This is a genomic window from Actinomycetota bacterium, assembly GCA_028698215.1.
Taxonomy (GTDB): Bacteria; Actinomycetota; Humimicrobiia; order Humimicrobiales; family Humimicrobiaceae; genus Halolacustris.
Genome location: JAQVDY010000006.1, coordinates 54,936 through 80,056 on the forward strand (window position 1 = coordinate 54,936; position 25,121 = coordinate 80,056).

At 42.6% G+C, this 25,121-nt stretch carries 21 protein-coding genes and 2 tRNA genes; 6 read left to right on the top strand and 17 right to left on the bottom strand.

From position 1 onward, the window contains the following. Nucleotides 1-109 precede the first annotated feature (109 nt). The 8 genes from PHN32_03320 to glgA all read right to left on the bottom strand — a co-directional run bounded on the left by PHN32_03320 (nt 110) and on the right by glgA (nt 9,789). A complete protein-coding gene (locus PHN32_03320; protein MDD3776620.1) occupies nt 110-1,144 on the bottom strand; it encodes an aldo/keto reductase in 1,035 nt (344 codons plus the stop codon). Continuing rightward, nucleotides 1,141-3,015, bottom strand: coding sequence for an ATP-dependent zinc metalloprotease FtsH (gene ftsH / locus PHN32_03325; GenBank protein ID MDD3776621.1), 1,875 nt, complete (start codon nt 3,013-3,015; stop codon nt 1,141-1,143). The genes PHN32_03320 and ftsH overlap by 4 nt, the downstream gene beginning before the upstream one ends. Before the next feature lie 74 nt (nt 3,016-3,089). Then, nucleotides 3,090-3,629: a hypoxanthine phosphoribosyltransferase gene (hpt, locus tag PHN32_03330; protein ID MDD3776622.1), complete on the bottom strand. Its 540-nt coding sequence runs from the start codon at nt 3,627-3,629 to the stop codon at nt 3,090-3,092. A 55-nt stretch (nt 3,630-3,684) separates the two neighbouring features. Beyond that, complete coding sequence (tilS, locus tag PHN32_03335; protein ID MDD3776623.1) at nt 3,685-5,133, bottom strand: tRNA lysidine(34) synthetase TilS; 1,449 nt, start codon at nt 5,131-5,133, stop codon at nt 3,685-3,687. Between the two features lie 2 nt (nt 5,134-5,135). After that, entirely contained in the window at nt 5,136-6,155 is a 1,020-nt protein-coding gene (galT, locus tag PHN32_03340; GenBank protein ID MDD3776624.1) for a galactose-1-phosphate uridylyltransferase, read from the bottom strand. Nucleotides 6,156-6,217: 62 nt separating this feature from the next. Continuing rightward, complete coding sequence (locus tag PHN32_03345) at nt 6,218-6,571, bottom strand: response regulator (GenBank protein MDD3776625.1); 354 nt, start codon at nt 6,569-6,571, stop codon at nt 6,218-6,220. After that, on the bottom strand, nt 6,543-8,327 hold the full coding sequence (locus PHN32_03350) for an ATP-binding protein (protein MDD3776626.1): 1,785 nt from the start codon (nt 8,325-8,327) through the stop codon (nt 6,543-6,545). The genes PHN32_03345 and PHN32_03350 overlap by 29 nt, the downstream gene beginning before the upstream one ends. Next, nucleotides 8,308-9,789, bottom strand: a complete 1,482-nt coding sequence (glgA, locus tag PHN32_03355; GenBank protein MDD3776627.1) for a glycogen synthase GlgA — start codon at nt 9,787-9,789, stop codon at nt 8,308-8,310. The genes PHN32_03350 and glgA overlap by 20 nt, the downstream gene beginning before the upstream one ends. Before the next feature lie 133 nt (nt 9,790-9,922). Here glgA and glgB point away from each other — a divergent pair, with 133 nt between their 5' ends. From glgB to malQ, 3 genes are all read left to right on the top strand, one after another. Continuing rightward, nucleotides 9,923-11,815, top strand: a complete 1,893-nt coding sequence (glgB, locus tag PHN32_03360; GenBank protein MDD3776628.1) for a 1,4-alpha-glucan branching protein GlgB — start codon at nt 9,923-9,925, stop codon at nt 11,813-11,815. Between the two features lie 74 nt (nt 11,816-11,889). Beyond that, nucleotides 11,890-14,313: a DUF3536 domain-containing protein gene (locus tag PHN32_03365; GenBank protein MDD3776629.1), complete on the top strand. Its 2,424-nt coding sequence runs from the start codon at nt 11,890-11,892 to the stop codon at nt 14,311-14,313. Continuing rightward, nucleotides 14,313-15,848 carry a 4-alpha-glucanotransferase gene (malQ, locus tag PHN32_03370; GenBank protein MDD3776630.1) on the top strand — a complete coding sequence of 512 codons (1,536 nt, stop codon included), beginning with the start codon at nt 14,313-14,315 and terminating at the stop codon, nt 15,846-15,848. Before PHN32_03365 ends, malQ begins: the two co-directional genes overlap by 1 nt. A gap of 3 nt (nt 15,849-15,851) precedes the next feature. On the opposite strand, the gene PHN32_03375 is transcribed toward malQ, so the two are convergent. The 4 genes from PHN32_03375 to PHN32_03390 form a co-directional block, all read right to left on the bottom strand. Beyond that, nucleotides 15,852-16,640, bottom strand: coding sequence for a TIGR00282 family metallophosphoesterase (locus PHN32_03375; GenBank protein MDD3776631.1), 789 nt, complete (start codon nt 16,638-16,640; stop codon nt 15,852-15,854). A 22-nt stretch (nt 16,641-16,662) separates the two neighbouring features. Then, nucleotides 16,663-17,112 carry a hypothetical protein gene (locus PHN32_03380; GenBank protein ID MDD3776632.1) on the bottom strand — a complete coding sequence of 150 codons (450 nt, stop codon included), beginning with the start codon at nt 17,110-17,112 and terminating at the stop codon, nt 16,663-16,665. A gap of 119 nt (nt 17,113-17,231) precedes the next feature. Next, nucleotides 17,232-17,308, bottom strand: a tRNA-Met gene (locus PHN32_03385). Nucleotides 17,309-17,373: 65 nt separating this feature from the next. Beyond that, nucleotides 17,374-18,027: a GNAT family N-acetyltransferase gene (locus tag PHN32_03390; protein MDD3776633.1), complete on the bottom strand. Its 654-nt coding sequence runs from the start codon at nt 18,025-18,027 to the stop codon at nt 17,374-17,376. Between the two features lie 124 nt (nt 18,028-18,151). Between PHN32_03390 and PHN32_03395 the strand changes: the two genes are divergently transcribed. From PHN32_03395 to PHN32_03405, 3 genes are all read left to right on the top strand, one after another. Further along, the gene (locus PHN32_03395; protein ID MDD3776634.1) at nt 18,152-19,402 is read left to right on the top strand and encodes a PLP-dependent aminotransferase family protein; all 1,251 of its coding nucleotides are present in this window, start codon (nt 18,152-18,154) and stop codon (nt 19,400-19,402) included. 15 nt (nt 19,403-19,417) lie between these two features. Then, nucleotides 19,418-20,353, top strand: a complete 936-nt coding sequence (locus tag PHN32_03400; protein MDD3776635.1) for a D-alanine--D-alanine ligase — start codon at nt 19,418-19,420, stop codon at nt 20,351-20,353. A 34-nt stretch (nt 20,354-20,387) separates the two neighbouring features. After that, nucleotides 20,388-20,464, top strand: a tRNA-Arg gene (locus tag PHN32_03405). Nucleotides 20,465-20,543: 79 nt separating this feature from the next. On the opposite strand, the gene PHN32_03410 is transcribed toward PHN32_03405, so the two are convergent. The 5 genes from PHN32_03410 to PHN32_03430 form a co-directional block, all read right to left on the bottom strand. Beyond that, entirely contained in the window at nt 20,544-21,671 is a 1,128-nt protein-coding gene (locus PHN32_03410) for a Fic family protein (GenBank protein ID MDD3776636.1), read from the bottom strand. A gap of 163 nt (nt 21,672-21,834) precedes the next feature. Beyond that, nucleotides 21,835-22,182 (bottom strand): DUF1801 domain-containing protein, encoded by a 348-nt coding sequence (locus PHN32_03415; GenBank protein ID MDD3776637.1) that lies wholly within the window; start codon nt 22,180-22,182, stop codon nt 21,835-21,837. A 308-nt stretch (nt 22,183-22,490) separates the two neighbouring features. Next, nucleotides 22,491-23,348 carry an SDR family NAD(P)-dependent oxidoreductase gene (locus PHN32_03420; protein ID MDD3776638.1) on the bottom strand — a complete coding sequence of 286 codons (858 nt, stop codon included), beginning with the start codon at nt 23,346-23,348 and terminating at the stop codon, nt 22,491-22,493. After that, the gene (locus PHN32_03425; protein ID MDD3776639.1) at nt 23,345-23,950 is read right to left on the bottom strand and encodes a TetR/AcrR family transcriptional regulator; all 606 of its coding nucleotides are present in this window, start codon (nt 23,948-23,950) and stop codon (nt 23,345-23,347) included. Before PHN32_03425 ends, PHN32_03420 begins: the two co-directional genes overlap by 4 nt. Before the next feature lie 868 nt (nt 23,951-24,818). Beyond that, a partial coding sequence (locus PHN32_03430) for an ankyrin repeat domain-containing protein (GenBank protein MDD3776640.1) occupies nt 24,819-25,121 on the bottom strand: 303 nt, incomplete at its 5' end.

Genomic DNA, 25,121 nt, shown 5'->3' on the forward strand with positions numbered 1-25,121 from the left:
AAAATGGTAAATATAGTAAATATTATAAAAGATTATGGGCTAAATGGTAGTAAAATAAGAATTTAGTGCCAGCAGGCTCAAATATATAGCCGCCTGCTATCAAGGAAAGTTATTGATAACCAAATTTTTTTAATTTCTGATAATAGAAATCCCTGTTTTCCCTCATCATATCCAGTATATCCAGGCTGTAGGGGCATTTATCTTCACAACTGCGGCACTGGGTGCATTCCTTTAGCTTATCCACCTCTTGGGTTCTCTGGGGGGTTAAATATTCCTTGAGGGGAAACTGGTCATAGACTACTTTTAAAAAATTAAGCTCATAAATATCTATACCCTGCGGACAGGGCATGCAATACCTGCATCCCCGGCAAAATTTATCACCCAGCTTTTCCCTAATTTGGGCTATCTTTTCCCAATCCTGTTCATCCAAGGTTTCTGGGTTTTCCATATGTTCAATATTCTGCTTAACCTGGTCCAAAGACTCCATCCCCACCACCGGCACTATCCGGTCATACTGCTTAAGATACTTCAGGCACAGGCCGGCATCCTCTAACCTGCCTCCACCCATTGGTTTCATCCCCAGTATGCCGATATTGTTGTCTACCAGCCGCCGGTAAATTTTATCCCGGGTAAACTCTACCGCCACAAAATTGGCAGGCATCATTATTACTGAAAAATCCGGCAGCTGATAATACTGCTCAATAATTTCAGAACTATGGCAGGAAAAACCTATATGCCTTACTTTCCCCTGGCTCTTTTGTTTAATCAGGGCATCCACTACCCCATTGGCCAGCAGCTTTTCCAATTTTTCCTGTTTGGAAACATCATGAAACATGAAGATATCCAGGTAATCAGTACCCAGCCGGGAAAGGCTGGTGTCCAGCTGCTGCAGGAACTCTTTTTTATCAGTGCTTAAAGACTTGGAGGATATGACCAGGGAATCCCTGATACCGGATATGGCCTGGCCCAATAACTCTTCGCTATGGGGATACATATGGGCAGTATCAATAAAATTAACACCCAGCTCATGGGCCTGCCTGACCAAAGTTATTGATTGCTGCCGGGCAACCCTGGCAAACTGAATGGCCCCAAAACCTATCTGGGATACCTTTAATTTGGTCCTGCCCAGAATCTTGTATATCATGATGGCTGGGTGCTGTCCTGTTTGGCCGGTTTGTGGCTCTTTACATCAGACAGAAGGTCCAAGACATCCTTGCGGTGCAGGGTTTCTTTTTCCACCAGCTCCTGGGCCAGGCGGGCCAGGGCTTCACTGTTTTCTGTAATTATTTTCTTGGCCTTCTCGTAACTGCCAATAATAATGTTATGTACTTCATCGTCTATCAATGAAGCCACTTTATCACTGTAATGGGGCTTGCTGGCTATGTCCCTGCCCAAAAATACTTCGTCTTCAGACTCTCCCTTAAAGGTTATGGGCCCCAGCTTTTCGCTCATGCCGAATTCAGTCACCATTTTGCGGGCCAGCTTGGTGGCCCTATCCAGGTCATTCTGGGCTCCTGAAGTAACATCGTCAAAATTAAGTTCTTCGCTTACCCTGCCTCCCAGCAACTGGGTAATATTATCCATCAATTCACTCTTTGATTTTAAAAACCTGTCTTCCTCCGGCAAAGACATGACATAACCTAAAGCCCTGCCCCTGGAAATTATGGATATCTTATGTATGGGATCGGTATTGGGTAAAACATAAGAAAGCATGGCATGGCCTGACTCATGATAGGCAATTATTCTCTTTTCCTTTTCACTGATGACCCTGTTTTTCTTTTCTGGTCCGGCTATCACTCTTTCCACCGCCTCTTCTATTTCCAGCATGGTTATCTTCTTTTTGTTTCTCCTGGCCGCCAGCAGAGAAGCTTCATTAAACAAGTTAGCCAAATCAGCACCGGTAAATCCCGGGGTCTGTTTAGCTATGGTTTTTAAATTAATATCTTTATCTAATGGCTTGTTCTTGGAATGGATTTTAAGTATCTCTTCCCTGCCGTTAAGATCGGGCCTGTCCACTACTATCTGGCGGTCGAATCTTCCCGGACGGAGCAAGGCAGGATCCAGGATATCGGGACGGTTGGTAGCTGCTATAAGTATTACCGTGCTGTCTGCATCAAACCCGTCCATCTCTACCAGCAGCTGGTTTAAAGTCTGTTCCCTTTCATCATGGCCGCCTCCTAGGCCAGCGCCCCTATGCCTGCCCACAGCATCAATTTCATCCATGAAAATAATGGAGGGCTGATTGGCTTTGGCCTGGGCAAATAAATCCCTTACCCTGGAAGCACCCACACCTACGAACATTTCCACAAACTCTGAACCGCTTATGCTAAAGAAAGGAACCCCTGCCTCTCCTGCCACTGCCCTGGCCAGTAAAGTCTTGCCAGTACCCGGAGGCCCGAAAAGAAGCACCCCTTTGGGTATCTTGGCCCCTATCTCCTTAAACTTTTTAGGGTTTTCCAAAAATTCCTCTATCTCCCTTAGTTCTTCTACCGCTTCATCTACCCCGGCTACATCTTTAAAAGTGATTCTCTGCTTGCCTTTATTGGACAGCCTGGCCTTGCTTTTGCCAAACTGCATCACCTTGGAGCCTCCGCCCTGTAGCTGGTTCATCATAAAAAAGATAAGGCCGAACATGATGATGAAGGGTAAAGCGCTGATCAAAATTTGAATCCATATGGACTGCTGCTGGTTATTTACCACAAAGGGCACATCTTCATCCAGCAATAGCTGGCTAATGTCATAGGTGTCTAAAAAGGCAACCTTAAACGGAGTGCCGTCTACCAGGGTGCCCTCTACCGCACTATCTTCCCCCATTACCACCAAGGGCTCTTCCGTACTTATCCTGTTCTCACCTATCATCTGTATAAATTCATTAATGGTGAGCTCTTCTGTTTGCTGGGATAAAAACAGGGGATTTCTAAATATCAAAAACATAACCACGATCAGCAGTATTAGCAATGCAATATTTTTAAAACTTCTATTTCTAAAACCCTTATTGTCAGGTTCTTTATTCAAATTAAAACAACTCCTCTTTCCAGAAAATTAGGCAATATTTAATCCTCTAGATTGCCCATTTGATAATAATATAATTACTGCTCATTTTCAATATACCCGATAAAAGGAAGGTTTCTATATTTTTCGGCAAAATCGAGGCCATAGCCCACTACAAATTTATTGGGAATTTCAAAGCCCTTATACTTTATATCATTCTGCTGTTTGCGGGGAACTTTCTTATCCAGCAGGGCACAAACTTCAATGGATTTGGGATTCCTGGCCCCCAGGTTTTTAATCAAATAATTAAGGGTTCGGCCGGAATCAACAATATCCTCTATTATCAAGACATCTTTTTTTTCGATATTGAACTCCAAATCCTTGGTTATCCTTACTATACCGGAGCTAACTTTGGAATTGCCATAGCTGGACACTGCCATAAAATCAAACACTACTGGAATCTGGACATGCCGGCAGATATCTGCCACAAAAATAAAGGAGCCCCGGAGAATTGAAACCAGTACTGGAGTCTTTCCCCTGTAATCATCAGTTATCCTCTGCCCCAGCTGCCTTATTTTTTCCTGCAGCTTATCCTCTTCAATTAACACTTTAATTTTGGTGCTTCCGTCTATCACCATCAAACCGTCATCATCTCTTTGGTATCTATAGCTGTTCATAATACCTCTTTTTGCCTTAGTCTTGCCATATTTTTATATGTAGAACCTTTTTGGTCCCGGAAGTTATTCTGGCCCTATGGTCGACCCTGTGTCCTCCAACCCAAATAATCTTTTCCTTATCTACAAATATGGGAACCATACTCTTCTGATAGCCGGGAATTTTAAGGTCTGTAAAAAAATCCTGTAACTTTTTATCGCCGGTTAAGCCTAAAGGCTTAAACCTGTCGCCTTTTTCCCAATTCCTTATTTTAACAGGAAACCTAATTTTACCATAATCCAGGAATGCTTCAAAACGGTTTGCCAACTTATGGCAATCATCCTCCGGCCGGTCAATTATAGCGGCCTGCAGCTTCAGCCCAAAACCCGGCAGCGTTTGGATGCTTCCATCCATATTTTTTAATTCATACTCCAGCTCTGCCGGCTGCAGCAAGTGCGAATACCTGGCCGGCAACTGGCCTTTTAGCAGGTTATTTATAAAATATAATTTCCCTGCCTGTTTGATTACCAATACTTCCCGGCAGGGCTGTATTTGCCTGGTCTCACTGCTGACTGCTATCTTTATTATACCTTCTATATTCTTGCTGCTTATATTAACCAGGTATCCCCTTATCCGGCCCAACGCTTCTATTACCACCCTTCTCTGCAGTGCCGGATGCAGGCGGCCCAAATCTTCAGTATTTAGACTCATTAGCAATGTTTTATGCTGCAAGGAGTAAATTTCTGCCTGTCCGGACAGCCACCCTTCCGCTTGGCCCGAAAGGTAGCCGTCTTCCAGGCGGGCCGTTTCTGCAGCCCTTAAAATATTAGGTTTCGCATTAGGCCAGATGTTTTTTTGTATAAAAGGCAGCAGCAAATTCCTGATCCGGTTACGCCTGTACTTGTTTTCTACATTGGTACTGTCCAGGCAATAATCAATACCTTCTTTTGCCAGGTAATTTAAGATATCGTTCCTCCAGGTCTCAATTAGAGGCCTGACTATATTGCCGGAGACCGGCTTTATGCCGCTCAGGCCCCTGGTTCCGGAACCCCTGAACAGGTTCATCAATACTGTTTCTATCCTATCATCAGCATTGTGCCCCAGTGCTATGCGGCTGCATCCCAGCTCGGCTGCAGCTTCTGTTAGCAGAGAAAGCCTTACCTTGCGTGCTGCTTCCTGGAAGGACAGCTGCTTTTCCTGGGCTACCCGGGCTGCATCCACAGTCCGCAAGACCATGTTTAAACCCATATCTGCACATAAATCCTTCACAAACCGGGCATCTACCCTAGACTGGCCCCGGCGGGTAACATGGTCCAAATGAAAAACATGGATGCTAAGCTGGTACCTGGGGGCAAGCTGGGACAATACCTGAAGCAGGCATACAGAATCAGGCCCCCCGGATACGGAGACTAAAACCTTGTCATTAGGCTTTAGCATGGAGTATTTGGCAATAGTGCTATTTACTTCTGACACCAAATCTGTAGGCATAACTAAGGCAAGCCCATCCTTTCCCTCATATATTCAGCAGTAGATTCAGGAGTAGTTATGTTTATATTTACCCCGGTTCCCATCTCAAACCCGGCCTTGATGGTAAGCTTGGGCAAAAACTCCAGATGCCAGTGATAATAATGGCTGGCATCAATGGCGCTGGGGCTGGTATGTATATAATAGTTGAAGGCAGGATTACCCAGTTCGCGGTAAAAGAAATCCAGAACCAGTTTAAGGCAGGAGGCCAATGATTTTTTCTGGGGCCCATCAATATACTCAAAATTAGAGCAATGGGAGCGGGGCACGATCCAGGTTTGGTATGGAGACCCGGAAGCAAAAGGCTGAAGCACCATAAAATGACGGTTCTGGTATACTACCCTTTTCGCTTCCCGGCTTTCAAACTTTAGCATATCACACATGGCGCATTTTTTATTCCGGTTAAAATAATTGATAGTGCCCTCAAGCTCTTTACCCAGCACAGGAGGTATAAAGGGGAGCCCGAACAACTGTGAATGGATATGATCCAGGGAAGCTCCTGCTTCCCTGCCCTGATTATGCATGATAATTATGGACTGGATTCTATCATCAGCCTTAAGTTCATTAATTCTATTCTGGTAGGCGTCCAGCATAGCCATAATCTCTGGGGGTGACAACAGGGCTATATCACATATATGGCGGGGGGAAGCAATTATTACCTCATGTACCCCAAAACCGGTCATGGTACGGTATAAGCCTTCTTTGCCGCTGTGCAAATCTACCTCTGGTATCAAGGCGGGAAACTTATTGGGTACCACTCTTACCTGCCAGCCTTCACTATTAGGTTTACGTTTCTTACCTGAATCCAAGGCATATACTTCCCGGGGGGTCATGCCTTCATTGCCGGCACAGAAAGGGCAGGTATCATTATTGGCTTCCACAGGCTTACTTTGCGGCACGCCTCTAAATTTATCCGGCCGCTTGGCCCTTTCAGTGGCAATTATGACCCAATCGCCGGTTATTAAGTCTTTTCTGAGTTGGGGCAAAATTATGTACTCCTTTTAAAAAAACCGTTATTATATTTACTTTAAGTAATATTTGCAACTTCCTAAGATGAAAGCAACTCCCTTATCTTGGCCTTCAATGGGCCTAAATCTGAGGACTTGACCAGGTATTCATTGGCCGCCCAGGTGGAAAAATCCTGGGAATATTCTCCATAGGCAGTATAAAGTATTATGGGCACCTTCTTGTCCATCTTCCTTATCTTATGCATAAGTCCGATGCCGTCTAGGCCCTCCATCTTGATATCTATGGTTATAAGGTCGGGCCTGGCCTGGATATAATACTGGTAACCCTGGTTACCGTCCTCTGCCGACCACACCTGGTAGCCCTCTTCGGTAAGCTCAGCCTCATAAAGGTTTCTGAGATTGTCTTCATCTTCCACTATCAGTATTGTTTTCATGTTTGCCTCCGGCTTCAGGCAATTTTATGGTAAAAATAGTATTATCCTTTTTGCTGTAAACGTCAATTTCTCCCTTATGCTCGGTTATCAATGTTTTGGTAATGGCCAGGCCCAGGCCGGTGCCTTCCTTCTTGGTAGAATAAAAGGGAAGAAATATCTTATCTATATCCCCCTTTTCAATAATGGAGCCCCTGTTTCTGATACGGACCTCGGCCCACCCTGCCTTGCTGCCTACCTGGATGCTTATCTTCTCCCCGCTATAGGATGCCTCTATGGAGTTCTTGATCAGGTTTATAAAAGCCTGCTTAAGTTTTTCCGGAGACCCTTTCACCCATAACTCCTGGCCCGGAGGCAGGCCAGAGCTTACATCAATTTCCAGCTTGCGGTCCCGGGCATAGGCCCCGGTTATCTGTACGCATTGGGCCAGGATATGGCCCAGGCTTATTACCTTTAGCTCTTCTTTTTTTCCGCTATGGCTGTACTGCAGGGTCTGGTTTACTATATTTTCCAGCCGCTCTACCTCCTGTATAATTATATCCATGCTTTCAGTATCAGTTTTGGCTCCCTTAAAGTGATCTTTTCTAAGCCTCCGGGCATAACCTCCAATAGCGGCTAATGGATTCCTGATTTCATGGGCTACATGAGCCGCAAATTCACCCAGCTGGGCTAATTTTTTTAAACCCTCCAGGGTTTCTTCCAGATGCACCCTTTCCGTAATGTCATCCATAATAATTATAATGCCTTCAGTTTGGGACTGGCTGTCCTTTAGAATGGACAGGTTCAGGTTACAAATTTTGCTGCCGTGGCCCAGGTCCGCTTCTACCCTGCTAAGGGTACGGTTTTTATCAGCTTTTATTACTTTTTTTAACAGCCTTTTTATGTTTCTGCCCCTGATTTTTAAATTAGCTGCAGCCACCGGCCTGCCTAACAGCTGCTGCCTGGTGGCTGACAGCATACGGCAAAAACTAAAATTGCAGGCATTGATGTTAAATTCTGTATCTAGTACACAGATTCCAATAGGGATATTTTGCAGTATGTTTTCATTGTATTCCTTTAAGTATCTTATCTTTTCATTGACTTTAACCAGCCGGTTAACTATATGTTTTAGGTCATGGTAAGCATTGGCATTCTCTATAGCCAGGGCTGCCTGCTGGCTTAGCATGCCTAAAAAACTTATGTCTTCTGCAGTAATCTCCCTGCGGTTATATTTGTTATCCACTATCATCAATCCCAAACGGCGGTTAAAGGAAGCCAAAGGGATAATACAGAACTTACCGTAATCTATAAAAGAGAGCAGCTGCGGCTCAACTTTACCCTGGAATCCAGGCTGGTCTATATCAACATTTATAACTTTGTTTTTATGGTATGCCTGGGCAGCCAGCTTTCCGGAGTCAAGGCCGATTTTAATATATTTTATTTGCCGGTCCAGTTCGGAACTATAGCCCTTCTGGCAGCTGTCATGGTTCAGGAAATCTTCCAAGGAGCAATTTATTTGCTTTATATGCTGCCATATACGGTGGGCATCCTGGTAACTGTCCGGCCCTACCGCCAACCTGCCTTCCAAATATTTTTGGCTGCTGTCTGCTAAAAAAAGATAGGCCCGGTTAAACCCGAATCCATCCCCGAAAGTAACTCCGGTAAGGATAGTGCGTAAAATCCGGGGCAGGTCCAGGGTAGAGGAAACATACTTGGATATTAAATACAGTATATTAAGTTTCCTTAAGGTAGAACTTTCTTCATTTTCCCTTATTTTCATTTTTGGCAGAAAGATAAAGTTGCTGGTAGCTTGCTGCTGAACTCTTCCAGGAAAAATCCTTGCTCATTCCGTTTACCATGATCCTTTTCCACTGGGCTGGGTCCTGGTAAAAAGAAAGGGCAGACTTTAAGGCTTCCAGCATATGGCTGGTGGAATAGGGTGAGAATTTAAACCCGGTGCCTCCCGCCGCTATATCCTGCTGGCTGCTTATGCCCTGTATGGTATCAGACAAGCCCCCCGTATCCCTGACCACCGGAACAGTGCCATATCTCAGGCTGATTAGCTGCCCCAGGCCGCAGGGCTCATAAAGGGAAGGCATCAAAAACATATCGCACCCGGAATAAATAAGGCGGGCCAGTTTATCGCTATAGGCAATATTTACGCTCAGCTTCCCTTTATACTTGCGGTTATAGTCCTGTAAAAGCTTCTGGTAATGCTGGTCACCTGTTCCCAGCACTATTAGCCTAAATCCCATATCCAGGATACTTTCCAAAGCTTCCACCACTAAATCCAGCCCTTTTTGGGCTGATAGCCTGGACACTATGCCTACCAGGGGAGCTTTATCCGGTTCCCGGTTAAAATAATTTTTCAACAGGTATTTCTTGCATTCCGTTTTTCCTTGCAGGTTGCTTTTACTGTACCTGGTACACAGGTTCTGGTCCCTTTGTGGATCCCATAATTGGTAATCTATGCCGTTTACGATACCGGTTAAATCCTTTCGCCTGGATTTTAAAACCCCTTCCAGTTTTTCCCCGTACAGGGAGGTCAATATCTCCTGAGCATAGGTAGGGCTCACCGTGGTTATCTTATCCGAAAACACTATGCCTCCCTTCATGAAATTTACCTGGCCAAAGAACTCCAGCCTATCGGTAGAAAAATATTCCTTTTCCAGGCCTATCATATCCAGCACCCGGCTGCTGTAAATTCCCTGATACGCCAGGTTGTGGATGGTAAACACGGTAGAAGTAGAGCTGAAAAATTCTTTTTCCAGGAAATTAGATTCCCTTATCTGGTGAAGGTATACGCTTACCAATGCGCTGTGGTAATCATTTAAATGGATAATGTCCGGAGCCAGGTCCAGCTCTTCCAATGCTGCCAGCACTGCTTTGGAAAAAAAGGCAAACCTTAAAGGATTGTCCCTGTAGTCTCCCTTGGGAGTGCCGTAAATGTAGTTGCGGTCAAAAAAACGGTCGTTTTTTATAAATATAAACCGTATACCCTGCTCGCTGCCTTCCAAAAGATCATAAAACTCTTCCTGAAAATCATTCATGGCCACATTCAAGCCCTGCTTTATGGCCTTAAACTGATGTTGACCGCTAAAAATACGGGGGTAGAAAGGCATAACCACCACACACTCTAACCCCTGTTGGGTAAGGGCAGCAGGCAGGGCCCCTACCACATCCGCCATGCCCCCGGTTTTAGCAAAGGGTACCGCTTCTGTAGAACACATGGCAGTCAGCATCAGGCAACCTCCTTTTATAGTTAACTTAATCCTATTATTACTCTAACTGTTTTAAATGTGAAATGTAAAAAAAGTTTAATTGCTTTTGCCCTTCATCTTTGATAATTTTAATAAAAAGCAACTTTTACCATTTATGAGAAATAAAATACCAACCTTGCTAACCGAAGATGATATCTACCTGTTCAATGAAGGAAACCATTTCCGGCTTTATGAAAAATTAGGGGCACATGCCTTACAGGACGGCTATTATTTTGCCCTGTGGGCTCCCAATGCCCAAAAGGTATCGGTGTTTGGGGATTTTAACCAGTGGAACAAGGAAGGCTTTCCCCTGCAGCCCAGGTCAAATTCAGGCATTTGGGAAGGGTATGTGCCAGGCCTGCCTGCAGGAAGCCTGTACAAATTCCATATTATATCCCGCTATAACGGCTATGAGGTAGACAAGGCTGACCCTTTTGGCTTTTGCTTTGAACAACCTCCCCGCACCGCAGCAGTAACCACTAATTTTGATTACCGCTGGCAGGACCAGGATTGGGAACAGCAGAGACCCAGGGTAAACAGCCTGGATTCACCCTGGGCGGTCTACGAGCTCCACCTGGGCTCCTGGGCCAGAAAGGGGGAGCATAACCAATGGTTTACCTACCGGGAGCTGGCCCCTATGCTGGCAGACTATATTAAACGTACCCATTTTACCCATGTGGAATTCATGCCGGTAATGGAGCATCCTTTTTACGGCTCCTGGGGTTATCAGATTACCGGTTTTTTCAGCCCTACTTCCCGCTATGGAAGCCCGGAAGATTTTATGTATTTGATAGATTACCTGCACCAGCAGGGCATAGGGGTAATATTGGACTGGGTCCCCTCCCATTTTCCTGCCGATCAGCACGGGCTGGGTTTTTTTGATGGTACCCACCTCTACGAACATGCCGATACCAAAAAAGGGCTGCACCCAGACTGGGACTCCCTGATATTTAACTATGGCCGCAATGAGGTCCAGTCTTTTCTGGTAAGCAATGCTTTTTTCTGGCTGGAAAAATATCATATAGACGGCCTGAGGCTGGATGCAGTGGCTTCCATGCTATATTTGGATTATTCCAGGAAAGAAGGCCAGTGGATCCCCAACCAGTATGGGGGAAATGAAAACCTGGAAGCCATTGATTTCTTGCGCAAGCTCAACACCCAGGTATATGAACACTATCCCCATGTCCAGACCATAGCCGAAGAGTCCACCTCCTGGCCCATGGTTTCCAGGCCTACCTATGTAGGCGGATTGGGGTTTGGGCTAAAATGGGATATGGGTTGGATGCACGATACCATAGAATACTTTAAAAAAGACCCGGTTTACCGCAAGCATCACCAGGACTTACTTACTTTCCGCATGATTTATGCCTTTCAGGAAAACTTTATGCTGGCCTTGTCCCACGATGAAGTGGTGCATGGAAAGGGTTCCATGCTGGGCAAGATGCCTGGTGACTACTGGCAGAAATTTGCAAATTTAAGGCTGCTGCTGGCCTATATGTATACCCAGCCCGGAAAGAAAATGCTGTTTATGGGCATAGAGCTGGGCCAATGGTCGGAATGGGACCATGAAAAAAGCCTGGATTGGAGCCTGCTGGATTACGAGGCTCACCAGAAATTAAACCGGCTGGTAAGCGATCTTAACAGCCTGTATAGGAATGAACCTGCACTGCATCAGCTGGATTTTTCCTATCAGGGCTTTTGCTGGGTAGACTGCAGCGATTACATGTCCAGCGTAATCTCTTACCTGCGCCAGGGAAAAGATAATTCGCAGGTAATGCTAATAGCTGCTAATTTTACTCCGGTAATCAGGGAAGGATACCGCCTGGGAGTACCCCTTGAGGGATACTGGCAGGAGATAGTTAATACTGACTCCCAGGATTATGGGGGCAGCAATGTGGGCAATCTGGGGGGACAAAAAAGCCGTGCTATCCCCTATCACGGCCAGCCCTGCTCCGTTAACCTTACCCTGCCTCCCCTGGCCCTGGTAATCTTAAAATACCAAGGTTAAGGAATTGCCTTTGCCTTTTTTCCGCTTTTAACCGTATTATTGATTAATATCGGTGAATTAAATAAAATTTAGCTATGAACAAGTTTATCTGTATACACGGTCATTTTTACCAGCCTCCCCGGGAAAACCCCTGGCTGGAGTTTGTGGAGCTGCAGGATTCTGCTTATCCCTACCATGACTGGAATGACCGCATAAGCTCTGAATGTTATGCCCCCAATACCGCATCCAGGATAATATCACCGGAAAACAAAATCATAGATATAGTCAACAATTACTCTAAGATAAGCTTTAATTTTGGGCCTACCCTGCTGTCCTGGCTGTCTGTCCACCGACAGGCTATTTATGAAGCTATCCTGGAAGCAGACCGGATAAGCATGGAAAATTTTTCCGGGCACGGTTCTGCCCTGGCCCAGTGCTATAACCATATTATAATGCCCCTGGCTAACCGCAGGGATAAAGAAACCCAGATAATATGGGGCATTGAAGATTTCAAGCATCATTTTTCCCGGATGCCGGAAGGCATGTGGCTGCCGGAAACCGCAGCGGATATGGAGACTTTGGACCTAATGGCAGAACATGGCATCAAATTCACCATTCTGGCCCCCCGGCAGGCTCAACGGACCAGAAGCCCCGGAAGCCAGCAATGGAATGAGGCCAGTGGAGGGGCAATCGACCCCAGGCATCCCTATCTGGTAAGGCTGCCTTCCGGAAACAATATAGCCGTATTTTTTTATGACGGAGCCATATCCCATGATATTGGTTTTGGCAAGCTGTTGGAAGACGGCCTGGGTTTTGCCCAGCGCCTGGTTTCAGCTTTCAGCCAGGATGACAAGGACCAGCTGGTAAACATAGCCACTGACGGGGAGACCTACGGGCATCACCACCGTTTTGGGGAGATGGCCCTCTCTTATTGCCTTTATCACCTGGAGGCCAACAACCTGGCTAAAATCACCAATTACGGGCAATACCTGCAATCACATCCTCCCCAGCTGGAAGCAGAGATAGTAGAAAATTCCTCCTGGAGCTGTGCCCATGGGGTATGCCGGTGGAATGAAAACTGCGGCTGCCATACCGGTGCCCATCCTGAATGGAACCAGCAGTGGAGAAAGCCCCTGCGCCAGGCTATGGACTGGCTTAGGGACCGGTGTGCAGAAGCCTATGATAAGCATTCTGCGGCTTATCTGCTTAGTCCCTGGGATGCCCGCAATAACTATATTAAAGTTATATTGGACCGGTCAGAGGACAATGTAGCCAAGTTTATGGAAAGCCACCAGTCCCGGCAGCTGGCCCCGGAAGAAAGGGTAACCTTGCTCAAACTCTGTGAGCTGCAAAGGCATGCTATGCTTATCTTTACCAGCTGCGGCTGGTTCTTTGATGATATTTCAGGTATTGAATCGGTGCAGATACTAATGTATGCTGCCCGGGCCCTGCAGCTAATCCAGGAACTAACCGGCCAAAAACTAACCGAAGAATTTAAGGAAATCCTATCCCAGGCTCCCAGCAATAAAGATGCCTACCAAAACGGCAGCCGGGTCTATGAGCAGCTGGTAGAACCGGCCATACTGGACCTGCTGAGGGTAGGCGCCAATTATGCCCTTTCTTCCATATTTGAAAAATATCCGGAACAGACCCTGCTCTACTGTTACCAGATCAAGAGCCATATTTATGAAAAAATAAAAATGGGAAGACAAAAACTGGCAATAGGCAGGTGCAGCCTTACTTCCACCATTACCGGGGAGAGGACCGGCTTAAAATTTGCCGTGCTCCACCTGGGAGACCATAACCTTATCGGGGGCATACACCATAACGGGCAGGAACCATCTTTTGACCCAATCCATAAGCATATAAAGGAATCTTTTCTAAAAAGTGATATTCCCCATACCATTTCCCTGATGGACCAATATTTTGGTTCCCATAATTATTCCCTGTGGCATCTTTTTAAAGATAAACAGAGAGAGATCATATCCATGGTAACCAAGCCTGCCCTAAAAGAGATAGAGCAGGCCCACCGCCAGATATATGATCATAATTACCCGGTAATGCAGGCCATGAACCAGATGAACATTCCCTTGCCGCCGCCCTTTGCCTCTGCCCTTAGGTTTATCTTTAACACCGATTTACAAAAAATATTATCCGACCGAAAAGCCAAGACCAAAAAACTGGGCCAACTGGTAGATGAAATAATGCGCTGGCCCATACAGCTGGACACCAAAACCATAAGTTATGTAGCCAGCCAGGCCATAACTGAAATGATAAGAAAACTTTATCAAGCTCCCCGGGATAAAATGATGCTGTCCGCTATCAAGTCCCTGCTCCAGATACTGCAGCCCCTAAACCTTGATTATGACCTGTGGGAAGCCCAGAACCTTTATTTTTACCTAAGCAGGAAGACCTATCCCCTACTGCTGGAAGCAGCCAAGGACAATGATGCCCATGCCCGGGAATGGGTAGACTATTTCCAGCAGCTGGACCAGTATATGCCTTCAAGGAGCCTTTAATGGAGGGACACTTTCCTGCAGGTGGACTTAAACCAGGCCCAAAATTAACCCAGCCGGTACGCCGTAGCGGTATACTGCTGCATATAAGTTCACTGCCTTCGGACTTAGGGCTGGGGGATTTTGGGCAGCAAGCTTACCGCTTTGCCGATTATTTAGAGAGTGCGGGACAGACCTGCTGGCAAATACTGCCCCTTAACCCTACCACCCAGCGCCATTACCATTCTCCCTACAGCTGCAGCTCTGCCTTTGCCTTAAATCCCCTGTTTATAGACCCTGGGCAACTGGCCGACCAGGGACTGATATCCAAAAGGCCTGCCCCCCCTTGGTCCGGGGCATGCCCTATTTCTGATTACCAATATGCAGCTAAATTAAAAACAAAAATAATTGATGAAGCCTGGAATAATTTTTCACCAAGTTCCCATGGCCCATACCATAAATTCTGCCAAAATAATTATTGGTGGCTGGATGATTACGCTTTGTTTGCCACCATAAAAACCCATATAAGCAGCCTGCCCTGGAATCAATGGCCGCCGGATTTAAGGGATAGAAATCCTAAAACACTAAAACAGCTATCCAGCCAATACAGCCGGCAAATAGAAAAAGAAAGGTTTGTTCAGTTTATTTTATACCGCCAGTGGCATAACCTTAAACAATACTGCAACCACAAAAACATAAAAATCATTGGGGATATGCCCATCTACCTCTCCGGTGACAGCGCTGAAGTATGGTCCCATCCCCATTTTTTCAAATTAGACCCCCAGGGCCAGCCCACCCAGGTAGCAGGGGTACCCCCCGACTATTTTTGCAGCCAGGGCCAGCTGTGGGGAAATCCCGTATACCGCTGGGACCGGTTAAAAGGGGACCGGTACCAATGGCTGATTGACAGGTTTACCCATAATTTCAAGCTGTTTGATATAACCAGGATAGACCATTTCAGGGGATTGGTATCCTACTGGGAAATACCGGCTTCAGAGAAAAATGCCGTTAAAGGTACCTGGGTAAAGGCCCCGGTCTATGATTTTCTGGACACTTTAATTTCCCGCCAGGGCAGCCTGCCCATAATAGCAGAGGATTTAGGCTATATAACCGATGATGTAAGAGAGGTGCTTAAGCATTATGGTTTTGCCAATATGAAAATACTGCTGTTTGCCTTTGGCCAGGACAACCACCCTTATTTGCCCCATCACTACCCGCCCCACTGCTATGTGTACACCGGTACCCATGACAACAATACTGCTGTGGGCTGGTTTAAGCATGAAGCCCTTCCTTCGGAAAGAGCCAGGCTCAGCCGATACACCGGCAAAAGGATAAACTCGCTGAATGTAAATTGGGAGCTTATAAGGCTGGCCATGCAATCGGTAGCATCCACCTGTATCATACCCATGCAGGATGTACTGGGGCTGGACAGCCAGGCCAGGATGAACCTTCCTGCTACTTTGGGAACCAATTGGAAATGGGCCCTTGGCCCGGATTATGGGGAAGATAAGAAAACAAAGGACAAACTTGCTTATTTTACTGAAACCTACGGCCGGTAGGATTTATTCTGCCGATATATTGAGCCGGGTAATACTGTCTGCATGTCCGGTAGCATTATCAATATCTACTATCACCCCGTTTATCCATACATCTAAAGTGGAAACCTCAAACCGGTGGGGCATAGCAGTTAAAAACCTCTCTATTATGATTTCCTTTTTTACCCCGATAACCGAATCCCTGGGGCCTACCATACCGGCATCAGTAATATAAGCGGTGCCCTGGGGTAGTATCCTTTCATCCGCGGTCTGTACATGGGTATGGGTCCCTATCACCGCGCTCACCTTACCGTCCAGAAACCATCCCATAGCCACCTTTTCCGAGGTCACTTCAGCATGAAAATCAACTATGATTATATTGGTTTCCTTCCTTAGCTTGGCCAAAATATTTTCCATGGTGCGGAAAGGGCAGTCCAGGTTGTCTATAAATACCCTGCCGCATAAATTGACCACTGCTACACTTTTAGACCCTGCATGGGCACCGGAAGAAATATAATAGCCATGGCCGGGGGTAGAAGGGGGATAATTAGCCGGTTTGATAAGACGGGCTTCCTTTTTTAGATACTCATATATTTCCTTTTTTTTATATATATGGTTTCCGCTGGTAATAACATCTATGCCCATGGACAGCAGGTTGTCGCATATGCTGGGAGTAATCCCCAAACCTCCCGCTGCATTTTCACCATTGGCTACCACCATATCGATTTCCTGCTCCTGCACTATGGACTGCAGTTTATTTTTAACCGCTTCCCTTCCGGGCTTGCCAAATATGTCTCCTAAAAATAATAATCTCAAACTTTTGCCTTTCTAATAATTGCTATTGCGCAAAATTTATCTTCCATTGCTCCTCTTCCTTTACCAGGGATATCTCCTGATCCTTATATAACTTTTCCTCCCCGTCATAAGAATCCATAAAATCTATGCATACCACCGCTATATTGTTTTTAACTTCTACCCAGTTTATTTCAAAATAGGTTATATCGGTTACATCGTTGAACTCTTTCTCAAACTCTTCCAAGCTGTATTCTTGCCTGTCCTGGCTGCTGATAAGCTCATAGGCCAGGGAGTAGTTCTTATCTACCAGGGCATCCAAAAAATTTTGGGTTATTTCAACCGCCAGGTCCAGGCTCTCTTCACTGGTAAACCGGTTAGTTATAGCCCGCTGCACCGTTTCTATGGCGGTACAGGAAAAAAGAGCCAATGCAGACATGCACAGGATAACTGCCACTACAATTATCTTTAATCTCTTAAATTTATACCAATGCATAACAATGATTATAATGGAAAAAACAAAAAAAATTTAGAAGGCTTTGCTTTTTGCCCTACCCGGCCTGAAAAAAAGAGTTATGTTTGGAATATCTACCCTGATTTTGGGCAAAAAAAAATTGGTAGCGGGGATAGGATTTGAACCTATGACCTTCGGGTTATGAGCCCGACGAGCTACCAGACTGCTCCACCCCGCGCCAAAACTTTTCACCGAGTGTATATTATAAACAATTTTGCCTATTTTTCAAATGCTAATTTTATTCTAACCATTATACAGCCTGCCCGGTACTTCCACCCTCTTGTTTATAAGCACTGCTTTTTTTAATACTTCCTGCAGCTTGAAATCAAAAGCCATGCTTTGAATATCCAGCCGCATCAACGGATAACGGCTGTCATTTTTCTTAATGTAAAAGCCGTTTTTTATCAGAAACCCTATGGGAACCATAGCTGTTTTTTGCTCCTGAACTGTATTTCTCTGGCCAATAATTTCTAAAGCCTTAACCCTTTTTTTTATCATATCCTGCTCTAAAGAAAGCAGCAGCCTTTGGCCTATAAACATCTTTCTATGCTGGGATTTTACAAATATACACCCAATAAAGGTGGCCTCCGGATCAGGAGGGTAGATTTTAAAGGATTTTACCCCGGGAAACAGGTAGGGCTTACCATAGATGATTATGCCGGCAATACTATCCCCGGTAAAAGCAGCCTTTATTTTTCCTCCATAGCGGTAGAAGCATTCCAGGTCACCTTTCCGGAAACGGGCTCGATAATATAACTTGCTTTTAATTATATTTAATATGGAGCCGGAAGCAGTATAATTTTTATCACTGCATTCAAACCAGAAATGGCAATGGGCACAGCGTATATCCAGATCAAGGTACTCTTTTAGTCCTATATTTCTGATAGTAGTGTTCATGGATAAAAAATTATATTATAATTTTTTACTATTATACCATTAATATCAGTAATTACTGTTTTTATGGTTTTTAGATTGGAGATATAAATTGTTAGGGCAAATTTAACTACTATATTGGGTGCATATGAGTAAAAAAATTACATTCGATTACTGGAAACATCTTTATGCGGACCGGATCTCTAATATGTATTCCTCAGAGATCAGGGATCTGCTGGCTCTTTCTGCCCGCCCCGATATAATTTCTTTTGGTGGCGGAAACCCTGAAGTTAAATCACTTAATTTCCAAAAACTGGAAAAATATGTTAAAAGGGCCCTTTCCATTGATGGAGACATAAGTCTGCAATACAGCAGTTCTGACGGCTATTATCCTTTTAAAACCAAGCTGAGGGAAGTAATGAAACTGGAAAATATAGAGGCAGACGAAGAGGATATGATAGTTACTACCGGAGGCCAGCAAGCATTGGACCTGCTGGCCAAGGTATTCATAAACTCGGGAGACCTGGTAGTGGTAGAGGCACCCAGCTATACCGGTGCTATTAATTCTTTTCGTTCCTACCAGCCCCAGATAATAGGGATCCCGGTAGACCGCCATGGCATTAAAGTGGATTTGCTGGCCCAGACCTTGAAACAGCTGTACCAGGAAAAAAGATCAGTAAAATTCATATACCTGGTTCCCAATTTTTCCAATCCCAGCGGGGTAACCCTGAGCCTGGAGCGCAGGAAAAAGGTTCTAGCCTTAGCCCAGCAATACAATACGGTTATCATAGAAGATAACCCTTACGGGATGCTCAGGTATGAAGGCAAGCCGGTCCCCTGCATCAAAGAACTGGACCAGAAACAGGATAACATGCATGTAATTTATATGAGCACCCTGTCCAAGCTCCTGGCTCCCGGTTTCAGGATAGGCTGGGTAGTAGCCCCCCATCTAATAATTCAGAAGTTGGCCCTGGGAGTGCAGTCTGCTGATCTGTGCACCAGTACTTTTTCCCAGAGGATTGCCTATGAATATTTTTCTGATCCAGCGTGGATAGATAATATCAAAAGGTTTATTGAAATATATTCTGAACGGAGGGACGCCATGCTGCAAACCCTGGCTGAAACTTTACCCGAAGGCTGCAGCTGGTCCAAGCCCGAGGGAGGCTTTTTCATTTGGCTAAAATTGCCTTCCTACCTTAATTCCAAGGAAATGCTGGCAGATGCGGTAAGAAACAAGATAGCCTATGTGCCCGGCAGCGGGTTTTATGCCGATGGCCGTGGTACAAATGAAATAAGGCTGGCTTTCTGTTCTGAAAATCCCGATAACATCAAAAAAGGCATTAAGATACTTTCCAAGATAGTTAAGGATAAGATTAAATTATATAAAAGCTTTAAATAAAAGAGTGTGATAAAAATGAAAAAAAATATCGCTGTGCTCATGGGTGGAAGGTCTTTGGAAAGGGAAGTCTCTATTAAAAGCGGCCAGAGAATTTCCAATGCCCTTAGAAAACTTGGCTATAATGTTATCAAACTGGATATGGACCAAAATATCATTGATAATTTAATCCAATCCAAGATAGATGTGGCCTATATTGCCCTACACGGTAAAGATGGGGAAGACGGGACCGTGCAGGGTATGCTGGAGACCTTGGAAATACCCTATACCGGACCCGGTGTTTACCCTAATATGCTAAGCTTTGACAAGATAATATCCAAGCAGATCTTTACCAAGTTTGATATACCTACTCCACCCTTTTATTTTTTGAATGAAAGCTCTTTCCGTGAACTGGGAGCCAGTAAGCTTTTGCCTTTAATCATTGATAAGCTGGGTTTGCCTCTTATCGTCAAACCATCAGCACAGGGATCGGCCCTGGGCATAAAAATGGTACAAAAAAAGGAAGAGTTTTCTGATGCTATTATCTCTGCCTTGGGCTACAGCAAAAAAATATTGATTGAAAAATATATTGAGGGTTGCGAGCTTGCAGTAAGCATTATTGGAGATAAGAAACCTAAAATACTTCCCAGTGTAGAGATAGTTCCCCAGAAAGACTTTTTTGATTTTTCTTCCAGGTTTTCAGTGGATGAAACAGAATACTTTGTTCCAGCAAGGCTGGATAAAAATCAAATAAAGTCGGTAGAAGAAACTGCCCTGCGGGTTCACCAGGTCTTAGACTGCACCAAGCTTTCCAGGGTTGACATCATCTTTGATAAGGAAAATAATGTGCCCTATGTGCTTGAACTCAATACTTCTCCTGGAATGACAGATACCAGTTTACTGCCTATGGCTGCCTTGGAAGCGGGCATAAGTTTTGAACAGCTGGTAGACAAGATAGTAAAAATGTCTCTTTGACAGAATATTTCTGCTCTGGTAATATTTTTGGCGCGTCCCTGTAGCTCAGATGGATAGAGCACAGGATTCCTAATCCTGGTGTCGGCAGTTCGAATCTGCCCAGGGACACCATATTTATACATTAATTAATTATAATATTATATTTTAATCAAGATATTAATTATGGTTCGAATCCTCTCTCCACAGTCACCTATTTATTAAATAAATCCAGATATTTTCTTAATACAAAAAGGCGATTCCTTGAATATCCTGTAATTTCGTTAAGTAGGCCTAGTTCTACCAATGAATTGATTAAACGATTAGAACTGTTAAAGCTGATATTTAGTTTTTTCATTATTTCCTTATTATTGGTAATTGGTTTTGAGAATAAATAATTCAATAGTTTTCTAGCTTTTTTAGCTCGACTTCCTAAAACAATGATTTTTTCTTCATACTCTTGTTTTAGTTTAATGATTTTTCTAAAAGTTTCTATACTATCATTAGATATATATATTACTCCACTTAAAAAAAATTTAATCCACTGCTCTAAATTATTATCTTTCCTGACCATTGTTAAAGAATCATAATAGGAGGCTCTATTCTTTTCAAAAAATGCCGATAAATACAGGGTTGGTTTTGTCAAGATTCTAGATTCGACAAGTTGTAGAGTTACTAAAAGTCTACCCATTCTCCCATTTCCATCTAAAAAAGGATGGATAGTCTCAAACTGATAATGACTTATACCAATTTTTATCAATATAGGAATTTCTAAATTTTTATTATGCCAGAATTTTTCTAAGTCTGTTAAGAGATTGGGTACATTTTCCGGGTGGGGTGGAATAAAAAAGGCATCTATTAGAGAGGAACCCCCTATCCAGTTCTGGCTTTTTCTTATTTCACCAGCGGATTTGTATTGGCCTCTGACACCTTTTAATAATTTTTTATGTGTATCTTTTATTAAACGGATACTTAAAGGGATTTTATCTAACTTCGAAATTGCATAATTTATAGCCTGTATATAGTTTTGGACCTCATTCCAATCGTCTCTTTTTTCAGGGGTTATCTCATCCCTGGGTAGGATTGCTTCCTCTACTCGTGTTTTTGTTCCCTCTATCATGCTCGATCTAGTTGCCTCTTTTATAACATGCATTTTTATATAAAAGTCTATATCTGGAATAAGATTGGAATAGGCATTAAGCTCTCCTAAAAGTCTCATAGCCTGAGATAAAAGTAAATCTATTTTTTTATCAGCCCAATCAAATTTCCTATTAATCTCAGAAGGATTAAAGCTTTTATAGTGATATTGTTTTTTATAGATGCCTGCTTTAAAATTATCCATTATTTTGTAAATATAGATTTTTATATTGTCATTTTATCTATATTTTGGATATAAATCAATTTATATCTCCAAAATAGCAGGCCAGAAGTTTATTCAATACTTCAATAAATTGGTTCGAAATTTCGCAAGGTGGGGCAGCCACCTTTATACGCAGAAATTAAATTTAACAAGATTCACACATAGATTTTTTATTTACTAGTTTTATAAGCTTTACAAGCCTTTCTTCGTCAATATTTTGAAGAGATTTTATTTTTATATGTCTCATTGTTTTTCCGCTACCTTCAAAAAGAGTAATTTCTTTCTCACTTAAACCATTAATTGAAACACCAAGATTGACATTATTTTTAAAGGACCCAATATAAAATTTACCATCAGCAAAGACTGGCACACCCCATTTCATTTCTTCCTTTATTCCTGGTATAGTTTTATGAATAAGGTTTCTTAGGTAATTGCAAATCTCTTTCTGTAGGGTTTTTTGTTTATTGATATATTCATCAATTTTATGATCCATTATTTTCTCACCTCAAAAATTCCTAATATCAGAGCCGCCCTAAATCATATTTTATAACAATATTGGATAAATGAAACTTATAAACTCATTTCAGGTATAAATATACTGTCATTTAAGCTTAATAATTTGTTTTGAACTTCGTCTACTTTCGAACTTAATAGCGAAAGTAGATTATGAAAAATCATTAAATTGTTCTAATCCTTTCCATAGACAGTTCCAATTTTCAAAGCCCAGGGACACCATCTTAATAAGCTCTTCACAAAAAACCGGGATTTCGGCCAACAACGGGGGTATCATTTTTTTCTTTCTTAATCGTTGTTTAGTGAAGTTAGACTTTCACAAATTTTCCATAATTGATTTCTCGGTTCCTTCTCGTAAACAAATCTATTAGCTTTGACTTCACGCATTTTTTCATCATACAAAAATCCGTCCAGTTTCCGGTCAGTGGCAAGGATAGTATAAACCTTGGCCATTTCATCTGGGGATATTGAAAATCTGCTTTTAATTTTATACATGAATTTAAAAATAGAGCTTATGTTTTGATACCTGTTCATATCAATTTTTACATTAGTTACACGCACTGCATAAACAGAGACATTCGTATTTGAAAGCTTTTCTTTAAGGGACAAGCTGTTCATAAGCAATGCAAGTTTATTCTGGTAATAAGTCGCAGCTGGATTATATTTCTTCTGTCCTTGTAAATTATCAAAATCAAGTTTCAAGTTTGGGTAAAGCATAAGCCCTTGAGAAGATATATTGATAACTCTGGCATCACTGCTATCCTTCAACAAACTTAAGAGCTTGTTTGTAAGTAAAAATGGCGCTAGTACGTTTGTAGCAAATTGAGATTCATTTCCCTCAACAGTAATATTTGCAGATTTCCTGCTTAAATCAAAATCAGCGGCATTATTAATCAGAACATCTAATTCTCCAAAATTTGATATAAATTCATCCGCAAAGTCCCCAGTTTCTGACATCAAAGATAAATCCACTTTCATTACATATACATTAATGTTATTTGTTATCCTTTTTATCTGTTCACAAGCTTTTTCTCCAGATAGAATATTACGGCAAGCAAGAATAACACGATATCCTTTTGCGGCAATTTGTTCTGCAACACTTTTTCCAATTCCGGAATTTGCACCAGTTATTATACATGTGCTCATAGACAAGACTCCTTATAAAAATTATTTTTCAATAAATTAAGGCATTCTCCAAGCTCATTTATCATCAACCTGATATCTGAATTATTTCTAATAGGTATTTTTGAAAGATAGCCCTCTGTAAAGTATAATAATATTTTAAAAACAAGGTTTATATCTATATCCGGCTTAAACTTTGAATCATCTATACCTTTTAAAGCTATTTGATTACTAAAAGTCCTATTTTTTAATTTAAATTCCTTTATTTCACTTTCAACTTTCTTGTCTCCCTCACAATAAACACTACTTAAAAATAACAAAATTGAAGGGTATATTGACATTAATGAAAGCTTTGCATCTGTAGCTATCTTTACCCTTTCAAAAAAATCAGGACTCCATTTGCCGGACATCCCTTCTGACAGTAAATAGCTGCAATGCTCCAATAAAAAAAGATATAACGCCTTTTTACTTCCAAAGTAGTGGAAAACCATAGATTTTGAAATTCCTGCAGATAAAGCTATATCATTAATGGAGGTTTTTCTGTATCCATTTGCAGCAAATGCATTTATTGCAGAATTTATTATGCGTTTTTGTTTTTCTTCTGGAATACGTTTAAAGTTATCCATCCCATCCCTCCCAATTTAATAAACCGTTTCGGTCGATATTACTATATCCAAGTCGGCCAATTCTGTCAATTTAATTTTTGTTACCATATATCGTTAATTCCCCTGCCTATCCTATCTCTCAACTCCTTCTAAAAAAATTATCCATTGCCGAAAAGACTATTTTATATATTAGTATACCTTCCATTGTGGTTGGAGTTATCCTGGCAAAAACTGTTATGGTTTGCGGGAGTGCTGGTTAAAAAGAATATCTTGACCAAAAAGGTAGGTACTATAGTTTGGCAGGTATCGTTCTGGGTATAATTTTAGTCTTATATGCTGAATTTTTGCAGGCAGGATGTTTTTTAAAATATTATGGTAATAAAATTATATTCTTATTTCCTTAAAAACTGTTTTGAATCTATTTAGTTCTTTTAAAACCGGTTTGAAATTTCATAACCTTGGCCAGTCCGGTTTTATGCCATTGCAAAACTTAATTTAAATTCTTCTATTTTAAGTTTAAAACTTACTATTTCCCCATAATAAAAATTTCAAAATGTGTTCATTATCCCCAGCCACTTGCGCATGTTTGCCATGGCTACATTATCAATCGATAATTTATCTTGGCAATGGGGGTAACCCTACAAATAGGAACTCTATCTCATCAAAAATTGGCCACTTTACAAAATCAAAAATGTACCACAAAGAATATTTCTATACACTTTTTTAATAGTTTTGAAAAGAGTATTGAACAAAAGACTTTTATCTAATCTTATAAATATTCAGGGGTAATTCTTGATATGAATTTGTGATAATAGTTGACAGCTTAAATCAGTTTTATGTCCAATTATTTCATATAGTTTTTAATTGCTTTGATTCACGGATTGTGCTGTCAGGTAGTAGATTGTATAGCTCCGTGTTCCCTCAATAAATCTGCTATTGCCTCGGTACGTGCTCTTGGTAATCCAGTCATTCCAAACTGAGCCAACCTTGTTGTTGCCCAATCAAGGGATGTTTGCTTTTTGTCCAAAGTCCGGGCATTAACATCCGCACCCGAATTCAGAAGAATTCGAGCCGTTTCTTCAGCTTGGTAGAGCACGCTAAGGTGCAGGGCAGTCTCTCCATCTTCACCTGCAGAGTTCACGTCTGCTCCTGCTTCGATTAAGAGCTTGGCAATCTCGCTTTCGTCAAATAT

Coding starts and splice junctions, on each gene's coding strand:
- PHN32_03320 (MDD3776620.1), bottom strand. CDS start 1,144: ATGATATACAAGATTCTGGGCAGGACCAAATTAAAGGTATCCCAGATA.
- hpt (MDD3776622.1), bottom strand. CDS start 3,629: ATGGTGATAGACGGAAGCACCAAAATTAAAGTGTTAATTGAAGAGGAT.
- tilS (MDD3776623.1), bottom strand. CDS start 5,133: ATGCCTACAGATTTGGTGTCAGAAGTAAATAGCACTATTGCCAAATAC.
- PHN32_03345 (MDD3776625.1), bottom strand. CDS start 6,571: ATGAAAACAATACTGATAGTGGAAGATGAAGACAATCTCAGAAACCTT.
- PHN32_03350 (MDD3776626.1), bottom strand. CDS start 8,327: ATGAAAATAAGGGAAAATGAAGAAAGTTCTACCTTAAGGAAACTTAAT.
- glgA (MDD3776627.1), bottom strand. CDS start 9,789: ATGCTGACTGCCATGTGTTCTACAGAAGCGGTACCCTTTGCTAAAACC.
- glgB (MDD3776628.1), top strand. CDS start 9,923: ATGAGAAATAAAATACCAACCTTGCTAACCGAAGATGATATCTACCTG.
- PHN32_03365 (MDD3776629.1), top strand. CDS start 11,890: ATGAACAAGTTTATCTGTATACACGGTCATTTTTACCAGCCTCCCCGG.
- malQ (MDD3776630.1), top strand. CDS start 14,313: ATGGAGGGACACTTTCCTGCAGGTGGACTTAAACCAGGCCCAAAATTA.
- PHN32_03380 (MDD3776632.1), bottom strand. CDS start 17,112: ATGCATTGGTATAAATTTAAGAGATTAAAGATAATTGTAGTGGCAGTT.
- PHN32_03390 (MDD3776633.1), bottom strand. CDS start 18,027: ATGAACACTACTATCAGAAATATAGGACTAAAAGAGTACCTTGATCTG.
- PHN32_03395 (MDD3776634.1), top strand. CDS start 18,152: ATGAGTAAAAAAATTACATTCGATTACTGGAAACATCTTTATGCGGAC.
- PHN32_03400 (MDD3776635.1), top strand. CDS start 19,418: ATGAAAAAAAATATCGCTGTGCTCATGGGTGGAAGGTCTTTGGAAAGG.
- PHN32_03410 (MDD3776636.1), bottom strand. CDS start 21,671: ATGGATAATTTTAAAGCAGGCATCTATAAAAAACAATATCACTATAAA.
- PHN32_03415 (MDD3776637.1), bottom strand. CDS start 22,182: ATGGATCATAAAATTGATGAATATATCAATAAACAAAAAACCCTACAG.
- PHN32_03420 (MDD3776638.1), bottom strand. CDS start 23,348: ATGAGCACATGTATAATAACTGGTGCAAATTCCGGAATTGGAAAAAGT.
- PHN32_03425 (MDD3776639.1), bottom strand. CDS start 23,950: ATGGATAACTTTAAACGTATTCCAGAAGAAAAACAAAAACGCATAATA.